This is a genomic window from Bifidobacterium apicola (assembly GCF_042846865.1).
GTDB classification, from domain to species: domain Bacteria; phylum Actinomycetota; class Actinomycetes; order Actinomycetales; family Bifidobacteriaceae; genus Bombiscardovia; species Bombiscardovia apicola.
Genome location: NZ_BAAFQQ010000001.1, coordinates 1,064,140 through 1,087,696 on the forward strand (window position 1 = coordinate 1,064,140; position 23,557 = coordinate 1,087,696).

Consider the following 23,557-nt stretch of genomic DNA (forward strand, 5'->3'; position numbering starts at 1 on the left):
TCCATGGCCTTCATGGCAGAGCCGGTACCGACCCGAATCCATGAAACCCATCTGGAAATTCACTATCAGTATACCCCTGGGGGGTATAGTGGGCCACATGAGCAGCATCTTGGTCCTTATCGCGGCCCTAGCCATAACAGCGGGCATCATCTGGTACTTCTTCGCGCCCAGAAAGGCCACCCAGGCCAAGGATGAGGGTGGCGTCCAGACCGTCCACATCACAGTCAAGGGCGGATACAGTCCCCAGCTGATCCAGGTTCAGGCCGGCCGGCCGGTCAGGTTGGTCTTCGATCGCCAGGAGAGCGGAGAGTGCTCCTCTCACGTGGTCTTCAACGACTTCAACATCGATAAGACCCTGCCCGCCTTCCAGACCTCGACCATTCAACTGACCCCGCCTAAGGCTGGCGACTATCCCTTCGCCTGCGGTATGAACATGCTCCACGGAATGCTCCGGGCCACCAATGGACCGACGAGCAGCAACGCCGAGGCACAACCCAAACAAGAACAAGGCAGCCAGCCACAAGACGAGCGCCCACAACAGGCGGAATCCGCAAAGCCCGCCCAGACCAGTGGCGGCAGTGACCAGAACGAGGCGGATCAGGAGCGCACGGCAGAAATCCGCGACCTGACCAGGCGATTCATCGTAGCCCTGGTCTTCACGCTCCCGGTCTTCATCCCGGCCATGTTCGGCATGTTCCTGCACATGCCCCACATTCTGATGAACCCCTGGGTCCAGCTGGTCCTGATATTACCGGTGATGTTCTACTCGGGCTGGCCCATCCACCGCACCGGATGGCTGGCACTGGCACACCGGGCACCGGAGATGAACTCTTTGGTCGCCCTAGGCACTGCCACGGCCTTCCTCTACTCACTGGTGGTCACTGTGGCTCCGCAGCTTCTGCCTGAGGGAAGCCGTGAACCATACTACGAGGCCGTGGGCACCATCATCACCCTGATGATCCTCGGCCAGATCCTAGAGGCACGGGCCCGGCGCGGCACCGGCGATGCCATCCGCGCTCTTGTCGGACTGAGGCCCAAGACCGCCACCGTGGTGAGGACCGGCCAGGACGGCAGAGAGACCACCCAGGAGATCGCCGTCGACGATGTGGCCGTCGGAGACGTGATTCAGGTCCATCCGGGCGAGAAGCTGCCAGTGGACGGCCAAGTCATCTCCGGATCATCCTCAGTGGACGAATCCATGGTGACCGGCGAGCCCATGCCCGTCCTCAAACAGGAGGGCGATTCCCTGGTGGGAGCCACCGTCAACGGCACAGGTTCCCTGCGCTACAAGGCCACCCAAGTAGGGCAGGACACGGTTCTGGCCCAGATCATCCGGCTGGTCAAGACAGCCCAGACTTCCAAGGCCCCCATCCAGAAGCTGGCTGACCGTATATCGTCAATCTTCATCCCTGGGGTCATCCTGGTGGCGCTCTGGACTTTCGTAGCCTGGTGGATGTTCGGCCCCATGCCCCGCGGAGTATACGGAATCGTGGCGGCGGTATCCGTACTGGTCATCGCCTGCCCCTGCGCCTTGGGCCTGGCCACCCCCCTGTCCGTGACGATCGGCACTGGACGCGGCGCCCGTGCCGGCGTGCTCTACCGGTCGGCAGAGGCCCTGCAAGGGGCGCATGATGTCGACACCATCGTCCTCGACAAGACCGGCACCATAACCCAGGGCCGACCTGAACTGGCTGATGCCCTGAGCGTGCAGGGACTGGATGAAGACCTGGTGATCAGAGCGGCCGCGAGCGCCGAGAGCAATTCCGAGCACCCCCTGGCCCAGGCCATCGTCCAGGCCGCCAAGGACCGCGACCTGGAGCTGGCTCCAGTCAAGGACTTCGATTCGGTCACCGGCGCAGGGATCGATGCGACCTTCCCCTCCGGCTCTTTCAAGAGCATGGCAGAAAACAGCCGAAATGAAGAGAATGCTCTCCATGTCCTTGTCGGCAACCGCAGGCTGCTCGAAGACAAGGGAATCGAACTTGAGAACGAAATGGCGGGCCAGGCAGGCGCGCAACCCCTTTTCGACACCGCCCGCAGCTGGGAGGACCGGGGCCGTACGACCATCTTCGTAGCTATCGACGGCAGGCTTGCCGGGGTCCTGGCCGTGACCGACCAGGTCAAGACCGGCTCCAAGCAGGCCATCCACGACATGAACGAGCGCGGAATCCAGACCATCATGCTGACCGGAGACAACCAGGGCACCGCCGAGCAGGTCGGGGGCCAGGTGGGAGTCACCCGGGTGGTGGCGCAGATCCATCCCGAGGACAAGGCGAGCATCGTCAAGGCCCTTCAGGCCCAAGGGCACAAAGTGGCCATGATCGGCGACGGCATCAACGACGCCCCGGCACTGGCCCAGGCCGACCTGGGCATGGCCATCGGCACCGGAACGGACGTGGCCATCGAGTCCGCCGACGTGACCCTGGTCTCGGGCGACCTGAACGCGGCCGTCAAGGCCATTGACCTCTCTGCTGCCACCATGCGCAACATTCACCAGAACCTTTGGTTCGCCTTCGGGTATAACGGCCTGGGCATCCCCATCGCCGCCGGAGTGCTCTACCCCTTCATCGGCCTCCTGCTCAACCCCATGATCGCCGGTGCAGCCATGGCCTTCTCCTCCCTGTCGGTGGTGCTCAACGCCAACCGGCTGCGGCATACGCCCCTTAAGGCCAGACCGATCAAAGAGGCCAGGCCAATCGACATGGATGCCCTGACCAGGGACCTCAGTATTTCCACCCACCAAGAACACAACCAAGAGAAAGGAAATGAGATGGGACTCTTCCATCATCATGACGACATGCAACAGGATCAGGCAGCAACAGACAAGGTCACCGACCCGGTCTGCGGCATGTCCATCGACCCCAGCACAGCTGCAGCCAAACGCGACTACCAGGGCAAAACCTACTACTTCTGCTCGCAGAACTGCGTCGATACCTTCGATGCCGATCCACAGAAGGTGCTCAACAAGTAGGATTGCGCGCCCTTCGTCTGTTCAGCGGTCGTCAGCGAGCTGCCAGGGCTGATCGAAAAAGTCGAAGATGCGCTCCAAGTAGGGCCTCAGAACCTTGTCGGGCATCTGGTAGAGCTCGTGCATGCTGTTCGGGATGCGCACCAGCGTGGCCTGGCAGCCGCCCTGCTGGACCTGGTCGACAAAACGGTTCTGAGGCATCGGCAGCACGAAACGGTCGGGCTGCGCCTGAAAGAGCAGCAGAGGGGTCTCGACCCGACTGCATCGGTCGGGCCGCAGTATGGCCCGGCTCATCTCCAGGCTCTCCCTGACCCAGCCGAAAGTGGCGGCGCTGGTCTGGTAGTGCAGCTCCTTGGTGCGCAACTTATGGGCCCAGGCCACCCTCTCCTGGCTGCCATTGGGGTACTTGCCCATGTCCAGTTCGGGACGGAAGGGGCCGAATCCCGGGACCATGCTGCGCGAGCGGCCCATCATGCAGGCGGCATTGGTGGCAGTCCAGGCAACCGAGGGCATGAACCCGGTCCGCGGCGCAATCATCGGCGATGACAGGACCGCCTTGTCAATAAGGGAGGGGAAGGTTTCCAGCATCCGCGCAGCCACGCCGCCGCCCATGGAATGGCCATAGAGCACCATGGGCTTGTCCTGGGCATACTGCTGGCCCACTTGGGAGCAGAAGGCGGCCAGGTCCGCCACATACCGATGCCAATGATCCACCCAGATTAGGCTGGGGTCGTTCACGCCCCGGCCGGAGAAACCGTGTCCCCAATGCTCGGGAATGCAGACGGAGTACCCCTGCATCAGGAAATACCAGGCCATTTCCTGATACTTGTCGGCGAATTCCGAAAAACCGAAGGAGATGATTACAGCCCCGCGCACGCGAGCTGAGCCGGACTCCACCGCACCCTGGCGGAAAAGCGTTCTGTCATAGCAGACATAATGCAGAAGCCGGGAGGGGTCCACACCGCTGAGATGGGCCTTGTCCAACACGGTTCCCCCGTCCTCGCCGCCGTCATGGGAGATCATCCATCCCTCACTGCGGCAGGAGGCCAGGTCAGGAAGGACACGATCCTTCATGATTTGGTCGTAGCGGCGCTCCTCAACCAGTTGGACGCTCATGCTCTCACCCTATACCACCTTCTGTCGGACTCGGCCCTACATGAGCCGCGTGCTCTCCAGGTTCCTGACGATCCAGTCATTGAAGCGGATGACGGGCTTGCGCAGAACCAGCCCCAGCAGCAACGAGGGCACCAGAAAGAGGGCCAGGGTGGCCATCTCCCGCCAGAACTCCATGCCGTAGGCTCCGGCAACGGCAGACTGCATGGCTCCGATGGCGTGGACGAAAGGCAGGAAGGGATAGACCCCCTGGAAGAAGCCAGGCAGGGTCTCCATGGGGAAGGTGCCGCCCGAGCCAGCCACTTGCATGACCAGGAGGATGACGGCGATGGCCTTGCCGATGTCCCCGAAGGAGACGACCAGGGTATAGATCAGATTCATGAAGACGAATGAGGCGAATACAGCCACCAGCACAAACATCAGCGGATGGACGCACTGGACCTTCAGATAGAAGAGGTCTCCTAAGGCGATCAGGCAGCCCTGGAGGATGGCCATCAGGGCGAAGACCGCGAATCTGCCGAAGTACTCCTGATAGAGCTGAAGCCCGAAGCGGCGGGCGTTGCCTGGCGACTCCGGGCGGAAAGCTCCCCAGGAGCGGCTGCCCTCGGAATCGTCATCCAGGTCATCGGCCCTCTTCCAGGCATCCTGCAGGGAGTCCAGGTGCAGAACGAAGGCCTTCTTCTTGTCGGACAGGGCCACCTTCATCATGGCCGCCAGAATGGTGGCACCCACCCAGATGGAAAGGATGGTGTAGAAGGGGGTCATGGCCGACCCGTAGTTCATGACGGGGAAGACCGCATGCCGATGGATGCCGACCGGTGAGGACAGAAGCGCGGCCAAGGTTTCGGAATCCCTGCTCAACAGGGATTTGACCTCCTGCGTATCTTCGCCCTGCGAAGCCTGTGTCAGGTGTCCTCCCAGGTCAGTCAGCCGTTTGGAGGCCTGGTCCAGGCGCTGGGAGATCTCACCCAGCTGGTCCTTGGCCTGGCTGATGTCGTTGGTCATGGGGCCCGTCAGCCCAGAGGCGCCCTTGACGGTTCCGTCCAAGCTTGTCAGCAGCCGGTCGGTCGAGGTGACCACGGTATCCATGGATGAAGCCAGATCATCCAAGCGGGGCTTCAGGTCATTGCGGTACTGGGTACGGACCTGATCCACCGAGGCGCGGGCCCGGGCAATCCTGTTCTTCAGATCCTGCCGCTGACCGCTCAGCTTGTCCTTGCCCTCCTTGGCTGTCTGGGAGGCCTGGCTAATCCGGTCAGCCAGGTCGCGCTGGGCCGCTTGGGCCGCCCGCATTCCGGCCTGGGCCTGATCGATGGCAGTCAGAAGAGCTCGGCGCTGGTCCGCTGTCAGATTGGCATCGGATTCCACAGTGCTGCGCAGATCCTCCAGGCTGGCGATCATCTGGTCGTAGTCGGCCGCCGAGTCTCTGATCCGTTCGCTCAGATCGTTCAGCTGGCTGCTGACGGCATCGCTCTGCTGGCCCACCTTATCGAAAGCGTCGTCGATCTTGGAACCGATGGTGTCATAGGCGCCCGAGGCCTGGTCAAGGGCAGTGTCGACCGCCTGGGCCGACCCGGAGAGGGACTTGCCCAGATCCTTGGATCCCTTGGTTCCCTGATTCAGGGCTTTCCTGGCATCAGCCATGGCGGAATCGGACCGGCCCAGAATCCGGCCGGTGGAGTCGATCATCCTTCCGGAGGAGTCCAGAAGGCCCGCATAGGCATTCACTTGGCTGGAGGCAGTGGTCAGCCTCTCCGACATCTGATCGATGTGGCCGGTCGTCCTGGTCAGGTAATCCTGGACTTCGGGGCTCTGAGAGTAGGTGAAGACCTGGCTGGCCAGGTCGATCCCCACCTGCCCCACCGTCTTGACGAAGGTCTTGTCGATGGTCGTGGCCACAGTGTCGGCCCCTTGTTCGGTGACATGGGGAGCGATGGCGTTCTTCTTCTCGTTCAGGTAGTACTCAAGGTTGGCGTGCTTTACATCCTGCGAAAATAGGGTCATCATGTCGGCGCTGAAATCCTTGGGAATGACGATGGCGGCGTAGTACTCGCCTGAGCGCACGCCCTCCAAGGCCTTGTCGCGGTTGACGAACCTCCAGTCCAGTTGGTCGTTGGCTCTCAGGGTGCTGGTGACCGTTTCCCCCACGTTGATCTTGATCGGGATCAGGTCGGACTTGTATCCCTTGTCGGTGTTGGCCACGGCCACCTTGATGGCCTTGGTGTTCTTGTAGGGGTCCCAGCTGGCGGCGATGTTGAACCAGGCATAGAGGGCCGGGACGATGATCAGGCCCATCAGGACGATAATGGCGATGACGTTGCTGGTGGCATCGGCCAGGTCCTTGCGCAGGATCCTCCAGATATTCCTCATCGACGGTCACCGTCCTCGGGAGCGCCTTCCTCATCTCGGTTCAGAACTGATTCGCGCACGGCTGTGGTCAGCCTGGTCACAGCCGAAGAACCCTGCCTGCGCGGGCGGATCAGGGTGTGGAAGTCCATGCCTGGACGTTCTGCCAGACCCAGCTGCTGGACATAGCTGTCACAGATGTACTCAACGATGATCAGGTAGGCGTCGATCAGGACGATGGAGGCGATGCAGGCGATCAGCATGACGATCTTGGCCTCGGTGCTGAACAGCAGGATCAGGAAGAGGACCGGCAGCAGAACCAGAACCAGACCAGCCCGGATCAGGGTGGGATAGAGGGCCAGGAAGCGATGTGCCCGCCGCCTGATGATGGCACGGTAGTCGCCCTCGCCCAGGATGGAGCGTGCAAGGCTGCTCAGGCTCAGGCGACGGTCGGCCGAATGGTTCTGTTCGGTCAGCATCAGGTCAGTAGCGCCGAGTCGCCGGTCGAAGAGGGCATTCAGGTTGAGCAGGTACCGCCGCACCACCAATCCGATCAAGAGGGCTGCAGGCAGATACCAGAAGACGTGGAGCATATCCTGCCAGTAATGGTTGCCGTACATGCCGCCGATGGTCTCGCGCATGGCATTGATCCCATAGGTGAAGGGCAGCCAGGGGTTCAGGTTGCGGAAGAAGTCGGGCATCATCTCAATGGGATACATGCCCGAAGAGCCCGGTATCTGCAGGATGACCAGGACCACGGCCAGGGCCTTGCCGATATGCCTGAAGGAGGCGGCCAAGGCATAGATGATGTTGATGTAGACGAAGGATGCGAAGACCCCGGCTAGGACGAACAGCGCCGGCTGGTGGCACTGAATGCCCAGCATCAGGTCGCCCACTGTAGCGATCAGCGCCTGGAAGAAGCCGACGAAGACCAGCAGAAGCCAACGGCCCAAATAGGCTTGGGTGGCTGTGCACCTGCGGATGCCCTCCTTGTCGACCTCCAGCTTGTAGATGGCTATCAGGATGAACCCGCCCACCCAGAGGGCCAGATTGGTATAGAAGGGCGCCACGGATGACCCGTAGTTGCTGACCGGGTAGACCGTGTGGGAAGCCAGCTCCACCGGCGAGGCCATAGCCTTTCCGAAGGATTCAGGGCTCAGCCCCAGGGTCTGGGACATCCGGTTCCAGGCCGCTGAGGACCCTAGGGCCGCCACATCGGTGCGGACCCCCTCCAGGTCGGACCTGACCGTGACCAGGGAAGCCCTGGTGGCGGACAGGGTCGACTGGGCCTGGCCGATAGTGGAATCCAGCTGGTCCAGCAAGGCATCGGTCTGGGCCGCCGTGGTGGACACGCTGCTCAAAGCGCCCTGGAGCGAACCGTTGGAGGCGTTGAGATTGTCCAGCCCGGTAAGGAGGTTGGGCATGGTGGTTCCCGTTAGGCTTTGGCTAGCCGTTGTCAGTGCCTTGATGCCTGTGTCGCCGGTGTCGGTCATGGCCGAGCTCAGGTCTGATGCGGCCTGTTTGCCCGAGTTCAGAGCTGTCGAAGAGTTCTTCTTGAAAGCATCCAGGGATGCCTTCTGCTGCTGGTTGGTCTTTTTCAGATCCTCGATCTGGCGCTGGATGCTCTCGTAGGCTGGATCCCCGGGATGCAGCCCGGACTGGTCCAGACCCGACTGGAGCCGGTCCACAGCCTTCCCGTTGGCATCGACCAGCTGTCCTAGGCCGGAATTGACCCGGTCGACCTTGTCCTGGGTGGCGTTCAGATCGGCGGTGATCCCGCCTGCCACCGTATTCACATCAGTGACCGCGCTGGACAGCCGCACCGACCCGTCCGCCAGGGCCTGGTTCAGGGCAGAGGAGAAGCGAAGGCTGTCGTCACGGGTCCTGGTCATGTGGTCCTGGGCCTTGCTCAGGGTGGCCTGGGTGGCCGATATCTGACTCTGCAGGTCCTTGATGTCGCTTCTGGAGCTGGCCACGGTCTGCCGGGCCTGGCCCATAGTTGAACCGATCCTGCCAAGCTGGCCGTCCGTCCGATCCAGCTGGTCGATGATTTCTCCCAAATCGCCTACCGCCTGGCTACGGCTCTGCTCAGCCGCGCCCTGGGCATCGCCTGCGGTCTGCAGGACCTTCCCGGCAAGGGCATCGCTGACGGCCGAGACGAAGACTGTGTTGATCTCCTGATCGATGGTGGAGGCGCCAGTGTCGGTCACCTTGGGGGCGATGGCGTTCTTCTTCTCATTGACGTAATAGTTCAGGGCAGGCCTGTTGCCGGTCCCCTCAACGATGCCGACCAGATCGGCGCTGAACCCTTCAGGGATGATGATTGCCGCGTAGCACTGGCCCGAATGAACCTCTTCAATGGCTCTCTGGTCATCATCCATGAACTTCCAACCCAGGCTTTTATTGGCGCGCAGCTCCTGAATGACCGATCTGCCGGCGTTGATCCTGCCTGTTTGCGCGGATTGCGCTCCTCGGTCCATGCTGACGACGGCCACTGGCAGGTTCTTGGCGTTGCTGTAAGGGTCCCAGAGGGCCATGATGTTGAACCAGGCGTAGAGGGAGGGAAGCACGGCCACGCCAATGGTCACCACCAGGGCTACGGGGTTGCGCAGTATCCGCCAGAGATCTCGCCTGAAGATGGCCAACACGGTCTTCACCGCCAGGCACCTCCTTCTTGTCTGTCCAGGGAATCAGGGCAATGACCTGCTCCGCTCGGATTGGCTTCGTCCTCGCAGGACCTACGTCCGGCCCGAGTATAGCCACCCTTCCTTACTGGCCCAGACCGGTCAGCTGATCGTGAATGCCCATGCGAGGTTGAGGCAGCAGAACATGCACGTGACCAACGGTGGTCTCATCGTATATGAACAAGGACGGAATCTTTCGGCATCACGCAGGGCCGGACCCTCAGAGCGACAAGAGGTTCCGACAACGATTTATGCCTTGGCCACGAACAGACGTGAGACCGCCATCGACAGGGCAACGGCAAGGCCCATGGGCATGAAGGCCATGACCGGCAGGTGGCAGACCTCCATCAGCATGGCCATAGCCATGAGCGGAGCCTGCTGTGAGGCTGCCAGCAGGGAGGCGGCGCCGACCACAGCACACTGCCAGACCGGCAGGCCAGGCACAAGACAAGCCAGCAACAGGCCCAGTACAGCGCCCATAGCGGATCCCAGGGCTATGGAAGGAGTCAAAGTACCGCCGAAGGCCCCGGCACGGATGGTGGCTGTGGTCAGCAGAGCTTTGGCCAGCGCGAAGAAAGCCAGCAAGACGAGCGACTGAACCAGCTGGAGTCCGGAGAACCCGGCGGACAGCTGCTGATCCATCCCCATCTGAGCCAGGGCCCGGCCGTTGCCCAAAACCTGCGGGATGACCAGAGCGACCAGGCCAGTCAGCAGAGCCACCCCCGTCAGCTGCCAGATGGCCGCAGGACCAGTGGTCCTACGGGCCTCAGCCCAGGAGGTCATCCGGCGGAATCCGGCCCCCAGCAGTCCCATGACCGGTCCGATCAGCAGAACCACTGCCATGAGCCAGGGCCGGAAAGGCTCTGAGCCGACCTTATAGTAAGGAGCAAATCCCTTGATGGATCCGCCGACCAGAGTAGCCAGGGCTGACATGGCCAGATTGACCGTGACCACTTCGGCATCCACCCGCCGCAGCAGCACCTCTATGCCGAAAAAGGCACCTGTCAGGGGCGCAATGTAAATGCCGGCGAATCCGGCTCCGGCTGCAGAGGCCACCAGCAGCGGACCATCCTGATCACGCAGCCCAAGCCGTCGGCCCATCCTGGTCCAAAGACCGCCCAGAAGGGCCCCGGCCTCTCGCGGAGCCACCTCCCTGCCGATAGAGCCGCCAGCAGCCACGAAGAAGATCTGAGTGAGCACATGGATGACAGTCCGCCCCGGCGGCATGTACTCACCCTTGACGGCCTGGCCGACCGAAGGAACCAGCCTGGCCCTCGTCCGCAGCCAGGCCCAGACCAGACCGGCCACAAGACCTGCAAGAGTCACCGAGGCCAGCCTTCTGATCGGCGGCACCGCTGCAGCCGTGGGCGCGCCTGAAGTCTCCGAGAAACCCAGCAGACCGACCTGAGTCAGCTCGAAGAACCTTGCCAGCAGGCCCGAAGAAAGTCCTGCCAGCAGGCCCAAGCAGAGCACTGAGACCGCCAGGCCCCAGCTGCGGGGAAGCTGGAATCCTCGTTCGGGACCTGAAGCCTGATCAGGCTTTCGTTGGGTATGCACAACCCCAATCTAGCGGAAGCAGCCGCCAGCAGAGCGTTAGCCCAAACAGCCTTTCGTCAGTCCGTCTTCTTCTTGAGGGCCTCCCGCAGGAAGTCCCGCTGCAGAATAAGCAGATTCTCGGCCACGGTCTCGTCGTTGGTCATGTGGGTGATGCCGGTCAGCGGCAGAACGGTATGGGGACGGCCAGCCGCCATCAGAGCGCTGGAGAGCCTCAGAGTGTTGGCGACGGAGACGTTGTCATCCGCAAACCCATGGATCAGCATCAGCGGTCGGCGCAGCGAGGGTGCGTCATCAATGATCCCATTGCGTCGGTAGACGGCCGGGTCCATGCCCAGATAACGCTCGGTGTAGTGGGTGTCATAAAGAGTCCAGTCCGTAGGCGGGGCGCCCGCGCAGGCTGCATGGATCCGGTCGGGGGCCCGAAGAACCGATAGGGCCGACAGGAAGCCGCCGTAGGACCAGCCGATCATGGCCACATGCCCCAGGTCGGCCTCGGGAGCGAAGTCCGGCAGGGCCCCCAGAGCCTCAAGCTGGTCATCCAGAGTCACCTGGGCCATGTCTTCAAAGATGGCCCGATCCCAGGCAGGACCACGACCAGGCGTACCCCGGCCGTCGGCGGTCAGGACCAAGAAGCCTTGATCAGCCCACCACTGAGACTCCCAGTAGTAGGACTGGTTGAAGACCACCTGCTGGGCGCCAGGTCCGCCGTAAGGCTTGAGCAGGACGGGCAGGCTGTCGGCACTGGCGTAGGGGCTGGATTCAGACGGCCTGACGATGGCTGCGAACAGCTCGTGCTGGCCCATGCGCACGAAGTCCACGTTGGGGGTGAACCCTGGATCGCTGCTGGCGTCGGCAAGAACGGCGCTCATGGCTCCCTGGCTATTGATATGACCAGCATCCACGGCTCGGCGATCAGGACGATCCTGATGCTCCTGTCGGCCGCTAACCTGGCCCGAGACAGAGCGATCAGCAGCCGATTTCAGACTGCTGTCGGGGCGCGCTTCACCTACCAGGCCCAGTCCTTCAGCACCCAGGCGGTCCAGATCCCCATCAGCACCCAGGTAGCAGTGGCGCACCTGCCCCTGCGCCGAAGCCATGGTACGGCCGCTGACCACGATGCCATGGCCAGCACGCGAGGCGGACCACACTCCGGGCAGCCGGTTGAGCACGTGGATGGAACCGTCATAACTCAGACGCATCAGGTCGAAACTGCGAGGATCGGTGGAGACCACCGCCAGCACATCGTGGTCCTCCACAGACAGCACCTGCCGAATCTGGCAGCCAGCCGGAGAGAAGACCTTTCCGTCCAGGCGCAACCTCGTAGTGTCGGCTTCTAAGTCAATGAAGGCATCCACAAGACCGCCCTGGGGACGGTAGGCCGGCAACCCGGGAACCAGGTCGATCCACTGGTCGTTGCCATGCTCCTGCAGAACCCTGGCGGCTACCTTTGGCGCCGCCTTGGGATCAAGCAAGGTCATATCCTGCCCCCGCTCCAGGCCCTGGCGGATATCCGGCACCTGCACGTCCAGGATCCTGTCTTCGGTTTGCCGACGGTTCTGAACCAACAGGAGGGGCCGGCGCCCTTCCTGCCAACGGACCACGGCCAGGTACTCAAAGGCCTGGTGGTCCCAATCCACCTCGCCCACCCAGGGATCTGCATCATCATGGCCCAGGAATACCAGGCTCAGCCCAACGCGGGCGTTGGCAGTCAGAGCCTGGGGATACCGCCGGGCGCGCGGCCCGACCTGTGGATTGGCCGGATCGCTGATGTACCAGATCGGCTCATCGGAGGAATCAGTGTGCTCGACCAGCAGGGCCCGGGAGTCCGGTGACCACCAGAAACCCTGGTAGCGGTCCATCTCCTCGCCAGCCACGAACTCGGCCAGCCCCAGCTGCATCCGATCATCAGTACCGGGGCGCAGAGCCAGGACAGCCCGTTCACGGTCCTGCCCGGCATCCTGACCGATGGTGACCACCATCAGCCGGTCGCCAGTCGTATAGGCCACCATGGCGCCATCCGGGCTGATGGCGGGATTGAGCACAGCCGAATCGCTGCCTTCCAAGCCCAGAGCCCGTGTGGAGGCGGTGAGACCATCGGGGGCTATCAGCGAGAGCCAGAGCCGGCCGCCCAAGGCAAAGACCACCCGATCCCCGGCCGCATCCACGCTGTAGTCAACGATGCCCTCGCCACCTTCTCGCGAGCGCTCCCTGCGGGCCAGCTCGGCGGCCGGCACCTGTTCCTGGTCTGCATCCTCCAGCAGACCCCTGGGATCGGCCAGGAGCACCTCATGATGGCGGCCTTCCTGGTCAAAGACGGACAGCCAGAGCCCGGTCACCAAGTCCTCAGGCCCGTCGGAGCGCAGGAAGACGGCCCGTGAACCGTCCCCCACCGCCAAGGCCGACCGTGGCGCACCCAACGTAAACCGCAGGGTCCGGGCCTTGGCCCGCGGATATGCCTCCATCGCCCGATCCACCTCTTCGGCCATGCTCGCTCCTCAAATATCTCTGACATGATCCCCATGACCATGCGTCTGCCACGATGATAGGCGCCCAGGTGCCAAAGGTGAATTCGAAATAACCTCAACTGCGATGTGCTGCTCTACCTGCAGCGGACGTTAATCGTTCTACATAAGCAACTTTTATTGTCGAGTAAGACATAGCTCCGGACTACGACCTGCCGATGGCCCTTCCCTGCGATAGAATTTTATCGCATTATCGTCACAGATTTGCCGATTATGCCTGTTCCCCAGGGTAGGAGTGCCAAGGCAGGACACCCCATGACTGCATCTAGGGGGACAACCGACAATAGAGAAAATAGAGGTAATCGATGAACATCATGGTTCGTTTCAAACGCGCATGTGCGGTACTCGCTGCCGGCGCCACACTGGCAGGAGGATTGGCGTTGCTGCCAACCGTGGCCCAGGCCATGGAAGGCAAAAAGGAGACTGAGACCAAGTCCGGCTCCTATAAAATCACATTCATCAGCGACTTAGGAGACCTTGAGGGCACCACTGGAGTGGTACGGCAGACCGACACAAACGGGAAGATGAAGATTGAGGATATCCCCGATCCGGTGCTGCCGAGCTATTTGGCTGACGATCACACTTCTGACAAGCCTTGGGAATCTGACGGCTGGTGCCACGATCCAACGTTCTTCAACAAAGACACTGACCCTATCAATTTCAGGACTGAAACCTTCACCAAGGATACCAAAGTTTGGGCCCACTGGAATCAGCAGAACTACGTCACCTTCATCAATCAGGATCCGACGGACCCCAACGGTGAGACCACCACTCAGAAGTTTGAGACCTTTGGAATCGAGCATACGCTGAAGGAGCAGCCCGTCGACCCGCCAGACTACCCCGGTTTCGTCTTCCAAGGCTGGTACAACGTATTGGCTGATAAGTACTATAACTCCGCAATCGGCGAAGGTGATGACATCGTCTACATGGCCAAGTGGGTAGCTCAGAAGTCAGAAGACACTTCCGATCAACCTGGTCAGACCACTCCGGTTGACAACACCAAGCAGCCTGTCAAGGACAACGATAAGGATCCCGCCAAGGATCCGGCAAAGAAGAACACCGAAAACAACACCCTGGCCAAGACCGGCTCTGATGCCGCGGCTCCCCTGATCATCGCCGCCGGCCTCTGCCTGGCTGCCGGCATCACCCTAGGTCTGCGTCGCAAGCTGGCTCTGTGAGCCCGCAGGCTTCGGCCTGACTCATGATGATTAAAGTTCAAAGGTCCCTGGTCCATGGCGACCACGGGGCCTTATCCATACCTGGCAGTCGAGCGCGACTGATCCTTTTCATTGAAGAAATTGCAAGCATCCGAGCGCCCATTACCTCCTTCCGACAGGGTCACGTACTATGAAGGGGTTATATGGAAAGGGATGACTATGAGCGTTCTCGATCGTTTCGAGAAGAGCGTGGAAGGCGCCGTTAACGGTGTCTTCTCGAAGTTCGGCTCCAAGGACCTGCAGCCCGTCGACCTGTCGAGCGCCCTCGAGCGTGAGATAGACTCACAGGCCATGCCCGTCGGCCGCGACCGTACCGTGGCACCCAACGAGTACCGATTCAGACTATCCACCCCCGACTTCGACCGCATCGAGCAGTGGGGTTCGGAGGCACTGGCCAACGAGTTGGCGGACAATCTGACCAAGTACGCCGAAAGCCAGCACTATGCCTTCGTCGGCCCAGTCGTGGTCATCTTCGAGGAGGACCTCAACCTGAACAAGGGCGACTTCCATCTGTCCGCCGAGTCGGTCCAGGGCAACGCGGCGCCGGTCACTACCCCCGAAGAATCCAAGGACTGCCCAGTGCTGGAGATCAACGGCCGCCAATATCTGCTGACCGCCCCCATCACCACCATCGGCCGTGGATCCGCCTGCGACATCGTCATTGATGACGCGGGCATCTCACGCCGACACCTGCAGATCGAGATCACTGACAAGGGCGTGATAGCCCGCGATCTGGGGTCCACCAACGGCACCTATGTGGAGGGGCATCAGGTTCCCGCCGCCACTCTGCTGGACGGCAATACCATCACCATCGGCCGTACCCGCATCCTCTACTGGGCATCGTCGCAGGAACAGGATTCGTAAGTCGCCCAGGCCTTGAAGTAAGGTCGAATCATTATGCTGACTGAACTGACATTCGCCATCCTCAAATACGGATTCCTGGCTCTGCTATGGGTATTCGTCTGGCTGGCCATCCGTTCACTCCGCAAAGACATCGAGACCTTCAGCCCCAAGACCTCTCATACCCGCCGACGCAGCGAACGCGCAGCCCAGCGCAAGCTGCCAGCAGCCGCCAGATCCGTACCCGTCGCCCCGGTCAGCAAGACTGAACCAACAAGGGACGAGCCCTCCCTGCTGGTGGTCATTGACGGACCTCTGGCCGGCTCCTCCACGCCGCTGTCTGGACGCCCCATCACACTGGGCCGCTCTTCATCGAACACCCTGGTGCTGGATGACGAATTCGTATCTGGCCATCATGCGCGGGTCTACCAGGATCCAGCATCGGGCCGATGGGCCATCGAGGATCTGGGATCCACCAACGGCACCGTCGTCTCGGGGCAGAAAATCACGGCGCCGACAATCCTACCGGCGGAGGTTCCCGTGCGCATCGGAGCCACCACCTTCGAGTTGAGGTAGCCGCCCATGACCAGGAACGATGCGAGTCAAAAGCTGTTCCTCTACTCCACGGCGGTTTCGGACGTGGGGTACGTGCGCAGCAACAACCAGGATTCGGCTTTCGCCGGCGAGCGCCTGGTGGCCATGTGCGACGGCATGGGCGGCCACGCAGGCGGGGATACGGCCTCGACCATAGCCATCCGATCCTTGGCCCACATCGAACGCGATGACCGGGAACAGGACGTGCAGTCCCTGGCTCGGATGATGGAGACCTCGGTCATCGCGGCCCATGATGCCATTGTGGGCAAGGCCAAGCGCGAACACCGCCTGTCAGGCATGGGCACCACGGTCACAGCCCTGGCTCTGGCCGACGACTCCTGGGTGCTGGCCCATATCGGGGACTCCCGGGGCTACCTCCTGCGGGAGGGCCAGCTGATCCGGATGACCCAGGACCACTCCTACGTGCAGCATCTGATCGACACCGGCCGCATCTCCCCGGCCGAAGCCCGCAACCACCCTCAGCGCAACGTGGTCATGCGGGTCCTCGGGGACTTCGACATCGACCCCCGCCCGGACATCTCCATCTCCAAGGCCCTGCCCGCAGACCGCTGGATGATCTGCTCGGACGGCCTCTGCGGCGTTCTGGAGGACTCGACCATCGCCGAGGTGCTGTCTTCGGTCTCTGACCAGGCAGAGTGTGCCCAGCAGCTGGTCACCTTCGCCCTCAAGGCCGGCAGCACCGACAACGTGACCGTGGTCATCGCCGATGCCACACTGGCCCTGGACGCTGATGCATTTGATCTGCCCCATCAGACCCCTCTGGTAGGCGGCGCAGCCAGCTCCAACCTGGAGGCCCTGGCCGACATCCTGGATGAACCCGTAGCAGCCGCACCGCGCCTACGCGATGAGTCTCGGGAATCCCCTGCCAAGCGGGCCGCCGACTTGAGCCAGGACCGTGATTCCGCCACGCAGGAGGACGAGGATGACGACGGCCGCACCGCCCAGCCCTCGGCTGCCCGAGAAGAGAGCGGCGAACGGCATGTGCCCGACACCAGCGAAATTCCCGTCGTCCACAAGAAGGACGGCTCGGACTCAGCCGACCCCTACGATCCTGACGTGGCCAATGCCATTCACAAGGAGCACCTGGAACAGCGCAAGCGCCAGCGCTCCCGGCATCGGCGTATTCGGCTGATACTGGCTGGCATCATCACCCTGGTGATTCTGGCCCTGGCCGGAGGCACCGGCGCTGCCTATCGATGGAGCCAAGAACAGTACTATCTGGGCACGGACCAGGGCCGCGTGGCCATCTACCAGGGTGTGCCCACCAAGGCCTTCGCCCTCTCGCTCTCCCACCCGGTGCAGACCACGGACATTGCCGTCAAGGGGCTTCCCCAGTCCTGGCGTGACCAACTGGAAGAGGGCATCACTGTCTCCAGCATGGACGATGCCAAGGAGCACGCCAATTTGATCCGCAAGGAGGCCGACGACCTCAAACGCGAATACGCCAAGGAGGCCAGGGACGAGTCCGGCCAGACGACGGCTTCTCCCTCAGCCCAGCCTTCACCGTCGGAAACCGACCAGAGCGGGCGGCAGTAGTCATGATCGTCACACGACTGCGCCGCATAGGCCTTCTGCTCTTCTCCCTGCTGGTGGGGTTCATCGGTTTCTTCCAGATGTTCGCCCGTGCAGCAGGCCGTTTCCCCGGGGACTACGCCGCCCTGCTGGCAGTCACCGCCGTCCTCTTCATCGCCCTTTGGGTCCTGTTGGAAATTTTCCAGCCGTATGGCAGCCAGGCCATCCTGCCCAGCATCGTCATCCTGAGTTCAATAGGCATCACTCTGATCACCCGCATAGATCTGCGCAATGCCCGGATCGGCCAGCCTACGCGAGTGGGTTTCACCCAGCTGATCTGGCTATGTCTGGCGCTGGTTCTGTGCGGACTGCTGGTGGTGCTGCTCCGGGACTATAGGCTGCTGCGCCGTTTCTCCTACGTGAGCATGGTGGTGGGCCTGGTCCTGCTCCTGTCGCCCATGCTGCCCGGCATCGGCCGCGAGATCGGCGGCGCCCGCATCTGGGTAGGAATAGGGTCGCACACCCTGCAGCCCGGTGAATTCGCCAAGCTCTTTCTGGCTTTCTTCTTCGCCGCCTACCTGTTCGACCACCGAGACCAGCTGGCCGTGGGCGGCAAGAAGGTCCTGGGCATGCGGATGCCCCGAATCAAGGATCTGGGCCCTATCATCATCGTCTGGCTTATTTCGCTGGCCGTCCTGGTCATCCAGCATGATCTGGGCACCTCGCTGATGTACTTCGCCATGTTCGTCTCCATGCTCTACGTGGCAACCGGCCGCACCAGCTGGATCGCCATCGGCGCGGTTTTCTTCGTCATCGGGGCCGTGGCCGCTTCCATGATCTTCGCCCATGTAGGCGCCCGCGTGGATGCCTGGCTGCACCCTTTCAGCGACGCTGAGTTCAGCAAGTCCTTCGGGGGGTCCGGCCAGCTGGTGCGCGGCATCTTCGGCCTGGCCGCGGGCGGGCTGACCGGCACCGGCCTTGGCCAGGGACGCCCCTGGATCACCCCCTTGGCCAACTCCGATTTTATCTATACATCGGTAGGCGAAGAGCTGGGGCTGAGCGGCCTGCTGGTGGTGCTGGCGCTCTATCTGGTCATCGTGGCCTCGGGCATGATCACGGCCATGAAGATCAAGGACGGCTTCGGCAAGCTCCTGGCCTCCGGTCTGGTCTTCACCATGGCCTTCCAGGTCTTCACTGTCGTAGGCGGCATCACCCTGGTCATCCCCCTGACCGGACTGACCATGCCCTATATGGCAGCGGGCGGCTCCAGCCTGGTGGCCAACTGCATCCTGGCCGTCCTCCTGATCATCATCTCCAACGCAGCCAACAAGCCTGCACCGGAGGTCAGTTCGGACACCTTCAAGTACGAGGCCCTGGCAGTCCTGCGCCAGCAGGAGACCAGCCAGCGCAGCGGCCAGGACGACTCAGATCCTGAAGGCAGGGCCTCGCGAAAGCAACAGGTCCATGGCCGTCATGCAGGCTCGGCCGAGCAGGCCGCTCAGGATGAGGAAAACGACCTGCCAGCCACCGGCCGCATCCCCGTTCGCCAGGTTCGAGGAGGTGGACAGTGAACAAGTCCCTGCGTCAACTCTTCAACGCCGTCATCGTCCTCTTCGTCATCCTGGGGCTTTCCAGCTCTATCATCATGGTGATCCGGGCAGGGACCTTAAACTCGGATCCTCGCAATCTGCGCGCCCTCTACCACGAGTATGCGGCGCCCAGAGGGGCCATCCTGACATCGGACGGAGCCGTCATGGCCCAGTCCGACCCCATCAACGACTCTTTCCAGTACCAGCGGCACTACCACAAGGGGGCCGTCTACTCGCCCATCACTGGCTACTACTCCATCACCAGCCCAGCAGACAGGGGAATCGAGGCCTCGCGCGACCGTCTGCTGAGCGGCCAGTCGGACAGCCTGTGGATGGATCGGCTCAAGTCCCTCTTCACTGGCACCCAGAACAAGGGCGCCTCCATCGAGACCTCCATCAACCCCAAGATGCAAGAGGCCGCCTACGCCATGCTGGGCAACCTGTCTGGTTCAGTAGTGGCCATCGAGCCCTCCACAGGCCGTATCCTGACCATGGTCAGCACGCCAAGCTACAACCCCGAAGATCTGACCGCCCACGACAGCAGCGATGCCTCCCAGGCCTATCAGAAGCTGGCCTCCCGCTCAGACAACCCCATGCTCAACCGGGCCACCTCACAGCTTTATCCGCCCGGGTCCACCTTCAAGGTGATCGTAGCCGCCGCCGCCCTGGAGTCCGGCCATTACCACCCCGACAGCGAGTTGCCGGCCGGAGCCTCATACACCTTGCCCAACACCAACTACAACCTGACCAACGCCACTGCCACGGCCAACGGGGTCAATGGCAAGATCAGCCTGGAGAATGCCCTGGCCTACTCCTCCAACACGGCCTTCTCCCAGCTGGGGGTCGCCCTAGGCGACAAGACGCTGGCAACGCAGGCCCGCAAGTTCGGCTACGGCTCCACCATCACCCTGGACGGGACCAATTCCACAGGACGGCCCATGAAGGCCGTGGCCTCCAAGTTCCCCGAGGACCAGTCCCAGGACCGGCTTGCCCTTGCCTCCATCGGCCAAGGGGATACCCTGTCCACCCCGCTGCAGGCTGCCATGACGGCCGCTGCCGTGGCCAACGGCGGCAAGCTCATGCAGCCGACCCTAGTGGACCGGGTGCGTTCCAGCGACCTGAGCGTCATCAGCGAAACAACGCCCTCGGTCTACTCACAGGCCTTCTCGTCGGACACCGCCAAGGCCCTGACCGGCATGATGGAAGCAGTGATCACCAAGAGCTACCCCGATCTGGCCATCCCCGGCATGCAGGTGGCCGCCAAGTCCGGCACAGCCCAAATCGGCACGGGCAATACGGCAAATGACGGGTGGATGATAGGATTCGCCCCGGCCGACAAGCCCAAGGTAGCCGTAGCCGTCGTGGTACATGGAATCTCCTCCTATGGCATGGAGATCGCCGGGCCGATTATGAAACGCGTCATGCAGGAGGCTGCCAAGTGAAACTGATACAGGGACAGCTCATTCATCGACGGTACCGTCTGGACCGCCGCCTTGCGCAAGGGGGCATGGGCGAAGTCTGGAAGGGCTACGACATCGAACTGGGCCGCGTAGTGGCCATAAAGGCTCTGCGCGAAGACCTGACCAACGAGGAGTCCAAACTGTTGCGGCTTCGGGCCGAGGCGCACAACTCCGCCAACCTGGCCCATCCAAACATCGCCGCCCTCTTCGAGTACTACGAGCATGACGGCATCGGATTCCTGATCATGGAATATGTGCCCAGCCAATCCCTGGCTGACATCTACCGAACTCGCGGCGCGCTGGATCCCATCGAGCTGCTGCCCATCCTGATCCAGACGGCCCGGGGGCTCTACGTAGCACACTCCCATGGGGTCATCCACAGGGATGTCAAGCCGGCCAACATCATGGTCTCCGACACCGGCGAAGTCAAGATCACCGACTTCGGGGTCTCCTACTCCACCAACCAAGGGCAGATCACCCAGGACGGCATGGTGGTGGGCACGGCCCAGTACATCTCGCCCGAGCAGGCCCAGGGCCTCCAGGCCACGCCCCAGTCCGACATCTATTCCCTGGGCGTGGTGGCCTACGAGGGTCTCTGCGGGCACCGCCCCTTCACCGGCGCCACTCCGGTGGACATCGCCGCAGCACATGTCAACGATCCTGTGCCGCCGTTGCCCGACTCGGTGGACACCCAACTCATGAACTTCGTCATGTCCATGCTGGCCAAGGACCCGCGTGACCGCCCAGCGAATGCCCTGGTGGTATCGCACACGCTGGCCAGGATCGAACAGCGGCTGCTGGACCAACAGCTGGGCGAAACGGAGATCATCAGCCCGCGCGCACCCATGCCTCGACGCATTGTAAGCAGTCCACACCCGGCAAAAGACATCTTCAAGCCCGACTGGGGGCACTATGGAGAAGGAAGCGCGCAGCGCGGCCTTGAAGCGACGAACGGAGGGGATACCCTATGAGCATCACACTGCCGCCGTCCCTAGCGGACGGACGCTACCGTCTGGGACAGCTGGTCGGACGCGGTGGCATGGCCGAAGTTCACAAGGCTGTGGACACACGTCTGGGCAGGACGGTCGCGATCAAGATCATGCGTTCCGATCTGGCCAACGACGAGGTCTTCCTGTCGCGGTTCCGGCGGGAAGCCCATTCGGTCGCCCTGCTCAACAACCCCAACATCGTCTCCATCTACGACTCGGGCGAAGAGCTGCTGACCGACGACCAGGGCAATCATGAGCGCGTTCCCTACCTGGTCATGGAATATGTGAAGGGCCAAACCCTGCGGTCCATCCTCAAGGAGAACGGCGCCCTGAGCCAGCGCGACAGCGAGCAGGTCATGCTGGGTATGCTGAATGCCCTGGAATACTCCCATCACATGGGCGTCATCCACCGGGACATCAAGCCCGGCAACATCATGATTTCCGAGCAGGGCATCGTCAAGGTCATGGACTTTGGCATCGCCCGGGCCATGGACGATTCGGCCGCCACCATGACCCAATCCCAAGGTGTTGTGGGCACGGCCCAGTACCTGAGCCCTGAGCAGGCCCGCGGCGAAAGCGTGGACATGCGCTCCGACATCTACTCGGCCGGTTGCGTCCTCTACGAGATGCTGACCGGGCGGCCGCCCTTCAACGGGGATTCGGCCGTGGCCATCGCCTACCAGCACGTCACCGAGGTGGCGACCCCGCCCAGCGCCATCGTGCCCGGCCTGCCGAAGATGTGGGATTCCATCTGCGCCAAGGCCATGGCCAAGGACCGTCAGAATCGGTACGCTACAGCCGCCGCCTTCAAGAGCGACATCCAGGCCTTCATGAACGGCGGAACCCCGGTGGCCGCCGCCTTCAACCCGCTGACCGACCTGGCCAACGTCAAGGCCCGCAAGGATGCCGAGCAGGGGACCGAAACGGCTACCATGCCGCTGACCGCAGAGGAGACGGCGGCCACACAGGCCTTCAACCCTGTTCAGGACCCGCTCAACCCGGCCGCTGCCACCAGTGTCGCCACAGCTGAGCGCACTGCCGCCAGGAGGGCCCAGCAAACATCCAAGCGACGCAAGAAGATCGTCATCGGCGCCATCCTGGGGGCTGTACTTCTGGTCGCCATCGGATTGGGCGCCTGGACTTTCATCAGCCGAAACCGTCATCCGATGGCCGAGGTGCCCACCATCAACGCGCAGATGTCACGGATTCTTGCCCGCGAGAAAGTCACCGCCGCAGGCTTCCACTACCAGGAGAAGGAAGACCACGACTCGGCCGAGCCCAAAGGCACTTTCACCAAGCAAAGCCCCAAGGGCGGAAGCATGGCTCCCAAGGGCTCCACAGTGACCGTATGGTTCTCCTCCGGGCCCAAGGACACGGCCATCCCGGATGTCAAGGGCATGAATCAGCAAGATGCGCGCAAGGCCTTGGAGAAGGCCGGATTCAAGGTCTCGCCCGCAGCGTCAGTGGAAGACAGCCAGGACGTGCCCAAGGACCATGTTACCCGCACGGATCCCGCCGCCGGTCAGAGCGTGGCCAAGGGAACCAGCGTTCTGCTCTACATCTCCTCGGGTATGACCAAGGTGCCTGATCTGTCCGGCAAGACCAAGGACGACGCGACCAAGATCCTGGAGGGCCTGCACTTCAACATCACCATCCGCGAGCAGGCCTCCAACACCGTGGCCAAGGACATGGTCATCAGCACCGACCCGGCTGCCGGGTCCTCCATCCAGCAGGGAGCCATGATCACGGTCACCGTCAGCAACGGCATGCAACTGGACGGCTATGTCGGCAGGACCCTGGGCGAGGTCAAGCGCGCCTTGGGCCAGGGGGCCAATATCACCGTCAACGGCCCCAACAACGACAACGCTGTGGTCACCGAACAGACTCCTGCCGCAGGCACCTCATTCGACAAGTCCAAGGACACCATCACCCTGACCACAGCCATCCGCATTCCGCCATTCTCGGGTGAGACTCTGGGCAGCTACCGGCAGAGGCTGATCAACAGCGGCGTCAGCGCCGACAGGATCAGCTCCAGCGGCAAGGACACGGACACGGTGATAGGGGTAACCCCCGGCGGAGCCAACAGCCTGGTGGACGGCAACACCCCCATCACGGTGACCACCGCCAGCTCCGCCAACTGACCAA

The 23,557-nt window shown here is 62.3% G+C and carries 14 protein-coding genes; 9 read left to right on the top strand and 5 right to left on the bottom strand.

Features of this window, described 5'->3' with window-relative positions:
• Positions 1-97: 97 nt before the first annotated feature.
• Positions 98-2,971: a heavy metal translocating P-type ATPase gene (locus ACGG9J_RS04445; protein WP_390133983.1), complete on the top strand. Its 2,874-nt coding sequence runs from the start codon at positions 98-100 to the stop codon at positions 2,969-2,971.
• A gap of 21 nt (positions 2,972-2,992) precedes the next feature.
• On the opposite strand, the gene ACGG9J_RS04450 is transcribed toward ACGG9J_RS04445, so the two are convergent.
• The 5 genes from ACGG9J_RS04450 to ACGG9J_RS04470 form a co-directional block, all read right to left on the bottom strand.
• On the bottom strand, positions 2,993-4,084 hold the full coding sequence (locus ACGG9J_RS04450) for an alpha/beta fold hydrolase (RefSeq protein ID WP_390133985.1): 1,092 nt from the start codon (positions 4,082-4,084) through the stop codon (positions 2,993-2,995).
• A 36-nt stretch (positions 4,085-4,120) separates the two neighbouring features.
• Entirely contained in the window at positions 4,121-6,451 is a 2,331-nt protein-coding gene (locus ACGG9J_RS04455) for a YhgE/Pip family protein (RefSeq protein WP_390133987.1), read from the bottom strand.
• The gene (locus ACGG9J_RS04460; RefSeq protein WP_390133990.1) at positions 6,448-9,084 is read right to left on the bottom strand and encodes a YhgE/Pip family protein; all 2,637 of its coding nucleotides are present in this window, start codon (positions 9,082-9,084) and stop codon (positions 6,448-6,450) included. Before ACGG9J_RS04460 ends, ACGG9J_RS04455 begins: the two co-directional genes overlap by 4 nt.
• A gap of 276 nt (positions 9,085-9,360) precedes the next feature.
• Positions 9,361-10,668, bottom strand: coding sequence for a chloride channel protein (locus ACGG9J_RS04465; protein ID WP_390133992.1), 1,308 nt, complete (start codon positions 10,666-10,668; stop codon positions 9,361-9,363).
• 56 nt (positions 10,669-10,724) lie between these two features.
• Positions 10,725-13,154: a S9 family peptidase gene (locus ACGG9J_RS04470; RefSeq protein ID WP_390133994.1), complete on the bottom strand. Its 2,430-nt coding sequence runs from the start codon at positions 13,152-13,154 to the stop codon at positions 10,725-10,727.
• Positions 13,155-13,495: 341 nt separating this feature from the next.
• Here ACGG9J_RS04470 and ACGG9J_RS04475 point away from each other — a divergent pair, with 341 nt between their 5' ends.
• From ACGG9J_RS04475 to pknB, 8 genes are all read left to right on the top strand, one after another.
• Entirely contained in the window at positions 13,496-14,368 is an 873-nt protein-coding gene (locus ACGG9J_RS04475; RefSeq protein WP_390133996.1) for an LPXTG cell wall anchor domain-containing protein, read from the top strand.
• A 198-nt stretch (positions 14,369-14,566) separates the two neighbouring features.
• The gene (locus tag ACGG9J_RS04480) at positions 14,567-15,271 is read left to right on the top strand and encodes an FhaA domain-containing protein (protein WP_390133998.1); all 705 of its coding nucleotides are present in this window, start codon (positions 14,567-14,569) and stop codon (positions 15,269-15,271) included.
• A gap of 36 nt (positions 15,272-15,307) precedes the next feature.
• On the top strand, positions 15,308-15,823 hold the full coding sequence (locus ACGG9J_RS04485; protein ID WP_390135310.1) for an FHA domain-containing protein FhaB/FipA: 516 nt from the start codon (positions 15,308-15,310) through the stop codon (positions 15,821-15,823).
• Positions 15,824-15,829: 6 nt separating this feature from the next.
• Entirely contained in the window at positions 15,830-17,398 is a 1,569-nt protein-coding gene (locus ACGG9J_RS04490) for a BofC C-terminal domain-containing protein (RefSeq protein ID WP_390133999.1), read from the top strand.
• 2 nt (positions 17,399-17,400) lie between these two features.
• A complete protein-coding gene (locus tag ACGG9J_RS04495) occupies positions 17,401-18,945 on the top strand; it encodes an FtsW/RodA/SpoVE family cell cycle protein (RefSeq protein WP_390134001.1) in 1,545 nt (514 codons plus the stop codon).
• Positions 18,942-20,405 (top strand): peptidoglycan D,D-transpeptidase FtsI family protein, encoded by a 1,464-nt coding sequence (locus ACGG9J_RS04500; protein WP_390134004.1) that lies wholly within the window; start codon positions 18,942-18,944, stop codon positions 20,403-20,405. Before ACGG9J_RS04495 ends, ACGG9J_RS04500 begins: the two co-directional genes overlap by 4 nt.
• Positions 20,402-21,394: a serine/threonine-protein kinase gene (locus ACGG9J_RS04505; protein WP_390134006.1), complete on the top strand. Its 993-nt coding sequence runs from the start codon at positions 20,402-20,404 to the stop codon at positions 21,392-21,394. Before ACGG9J_RS04500 ends, ACGG9J_RS04505 begins: the two co-directional genes overlap by 4 nt.
• Positions 21,391-23,553, top strand: a complete 2,163-nt coding sequence (pknB, locus tag ACGG9J_RS04510; RefSeq protein ID WP_390134008.1) for a Stk1 family PASTA domain-containing Ser/Thr kinase — start codon at positions 21,391-21,393, stop codon at positions 23,551-23,553. The genes ACGG9J_RS04505 and pknB overlap by 4 nt, the downstream gene beginning before the upstream one ends.
• Positions 23,554-23,557 lie beyond the last annotated feature (4 nt).

Coding starts and splice junctions, on each gene's coding strand:
- ACGG9J_RS04445 (WP_390133983.1), top strand. CDS start 98: ATGAGCAGCATCTTGGTCCTTATCGCGGCCCTAGCCATAACAGCGGGC.
- ACGG9J_RS04450 (WP_390133985.1), bottom strand. CDS start 4,084: ATGAGCGTCCAACTGGTTGAGGAGCGCCGCTACGACCAAATCATGAAG.
- ACGG9J_RS04455 (WP_390133987.1), bottom strand. CDS start 6,451: ATGAGGAATATCTGGAGGATCCTGCGCAAGGACCTGGCCGATGCCACC.
- ACGG9J_RS04470 (WP_390133994.1), bottom strand. CDS start 13,154: ATGGCCGAAGAGGTGGATCGGGCGATGGAGGCATATCCGCGGGCCAAG.
- ACGG9J_RS04475 (WP_390133996.1), top strand. CDS start 13,496: ATGAACATCATGGTTCGTTTCAAACGCGCATGTGCGGTACTCGCTGCC.
- ACGG9J_RS04480 (WP_390133998.1), top strand. CDS start 14,567: ATGAGCGTTCTCGATCGTTTCGAGAAGAGCGTGGAAGGCGCCGTTAAC.
- ACGG9J_RS04490 (WP_390133999.1), top strand. CDS start 15,830: ATGACCAGGAACGATGCGAGTCAAAAGCTGTTCCTCTACTCCACGGCG.
- ACGG9J_RS04495 (WP_390134001.1), top strand. CDS start 17,401: ATGATCGTCACACGACTGCGCCGCATAGGCCTTCTGCTCTTCTCCCTG.
- pknB (WP_390134008.1), top strand. CDS start 21,391: ATGAGCATCACACTGCCGCCGTCCCTAGCGGACGGACGCTACCGTCTG.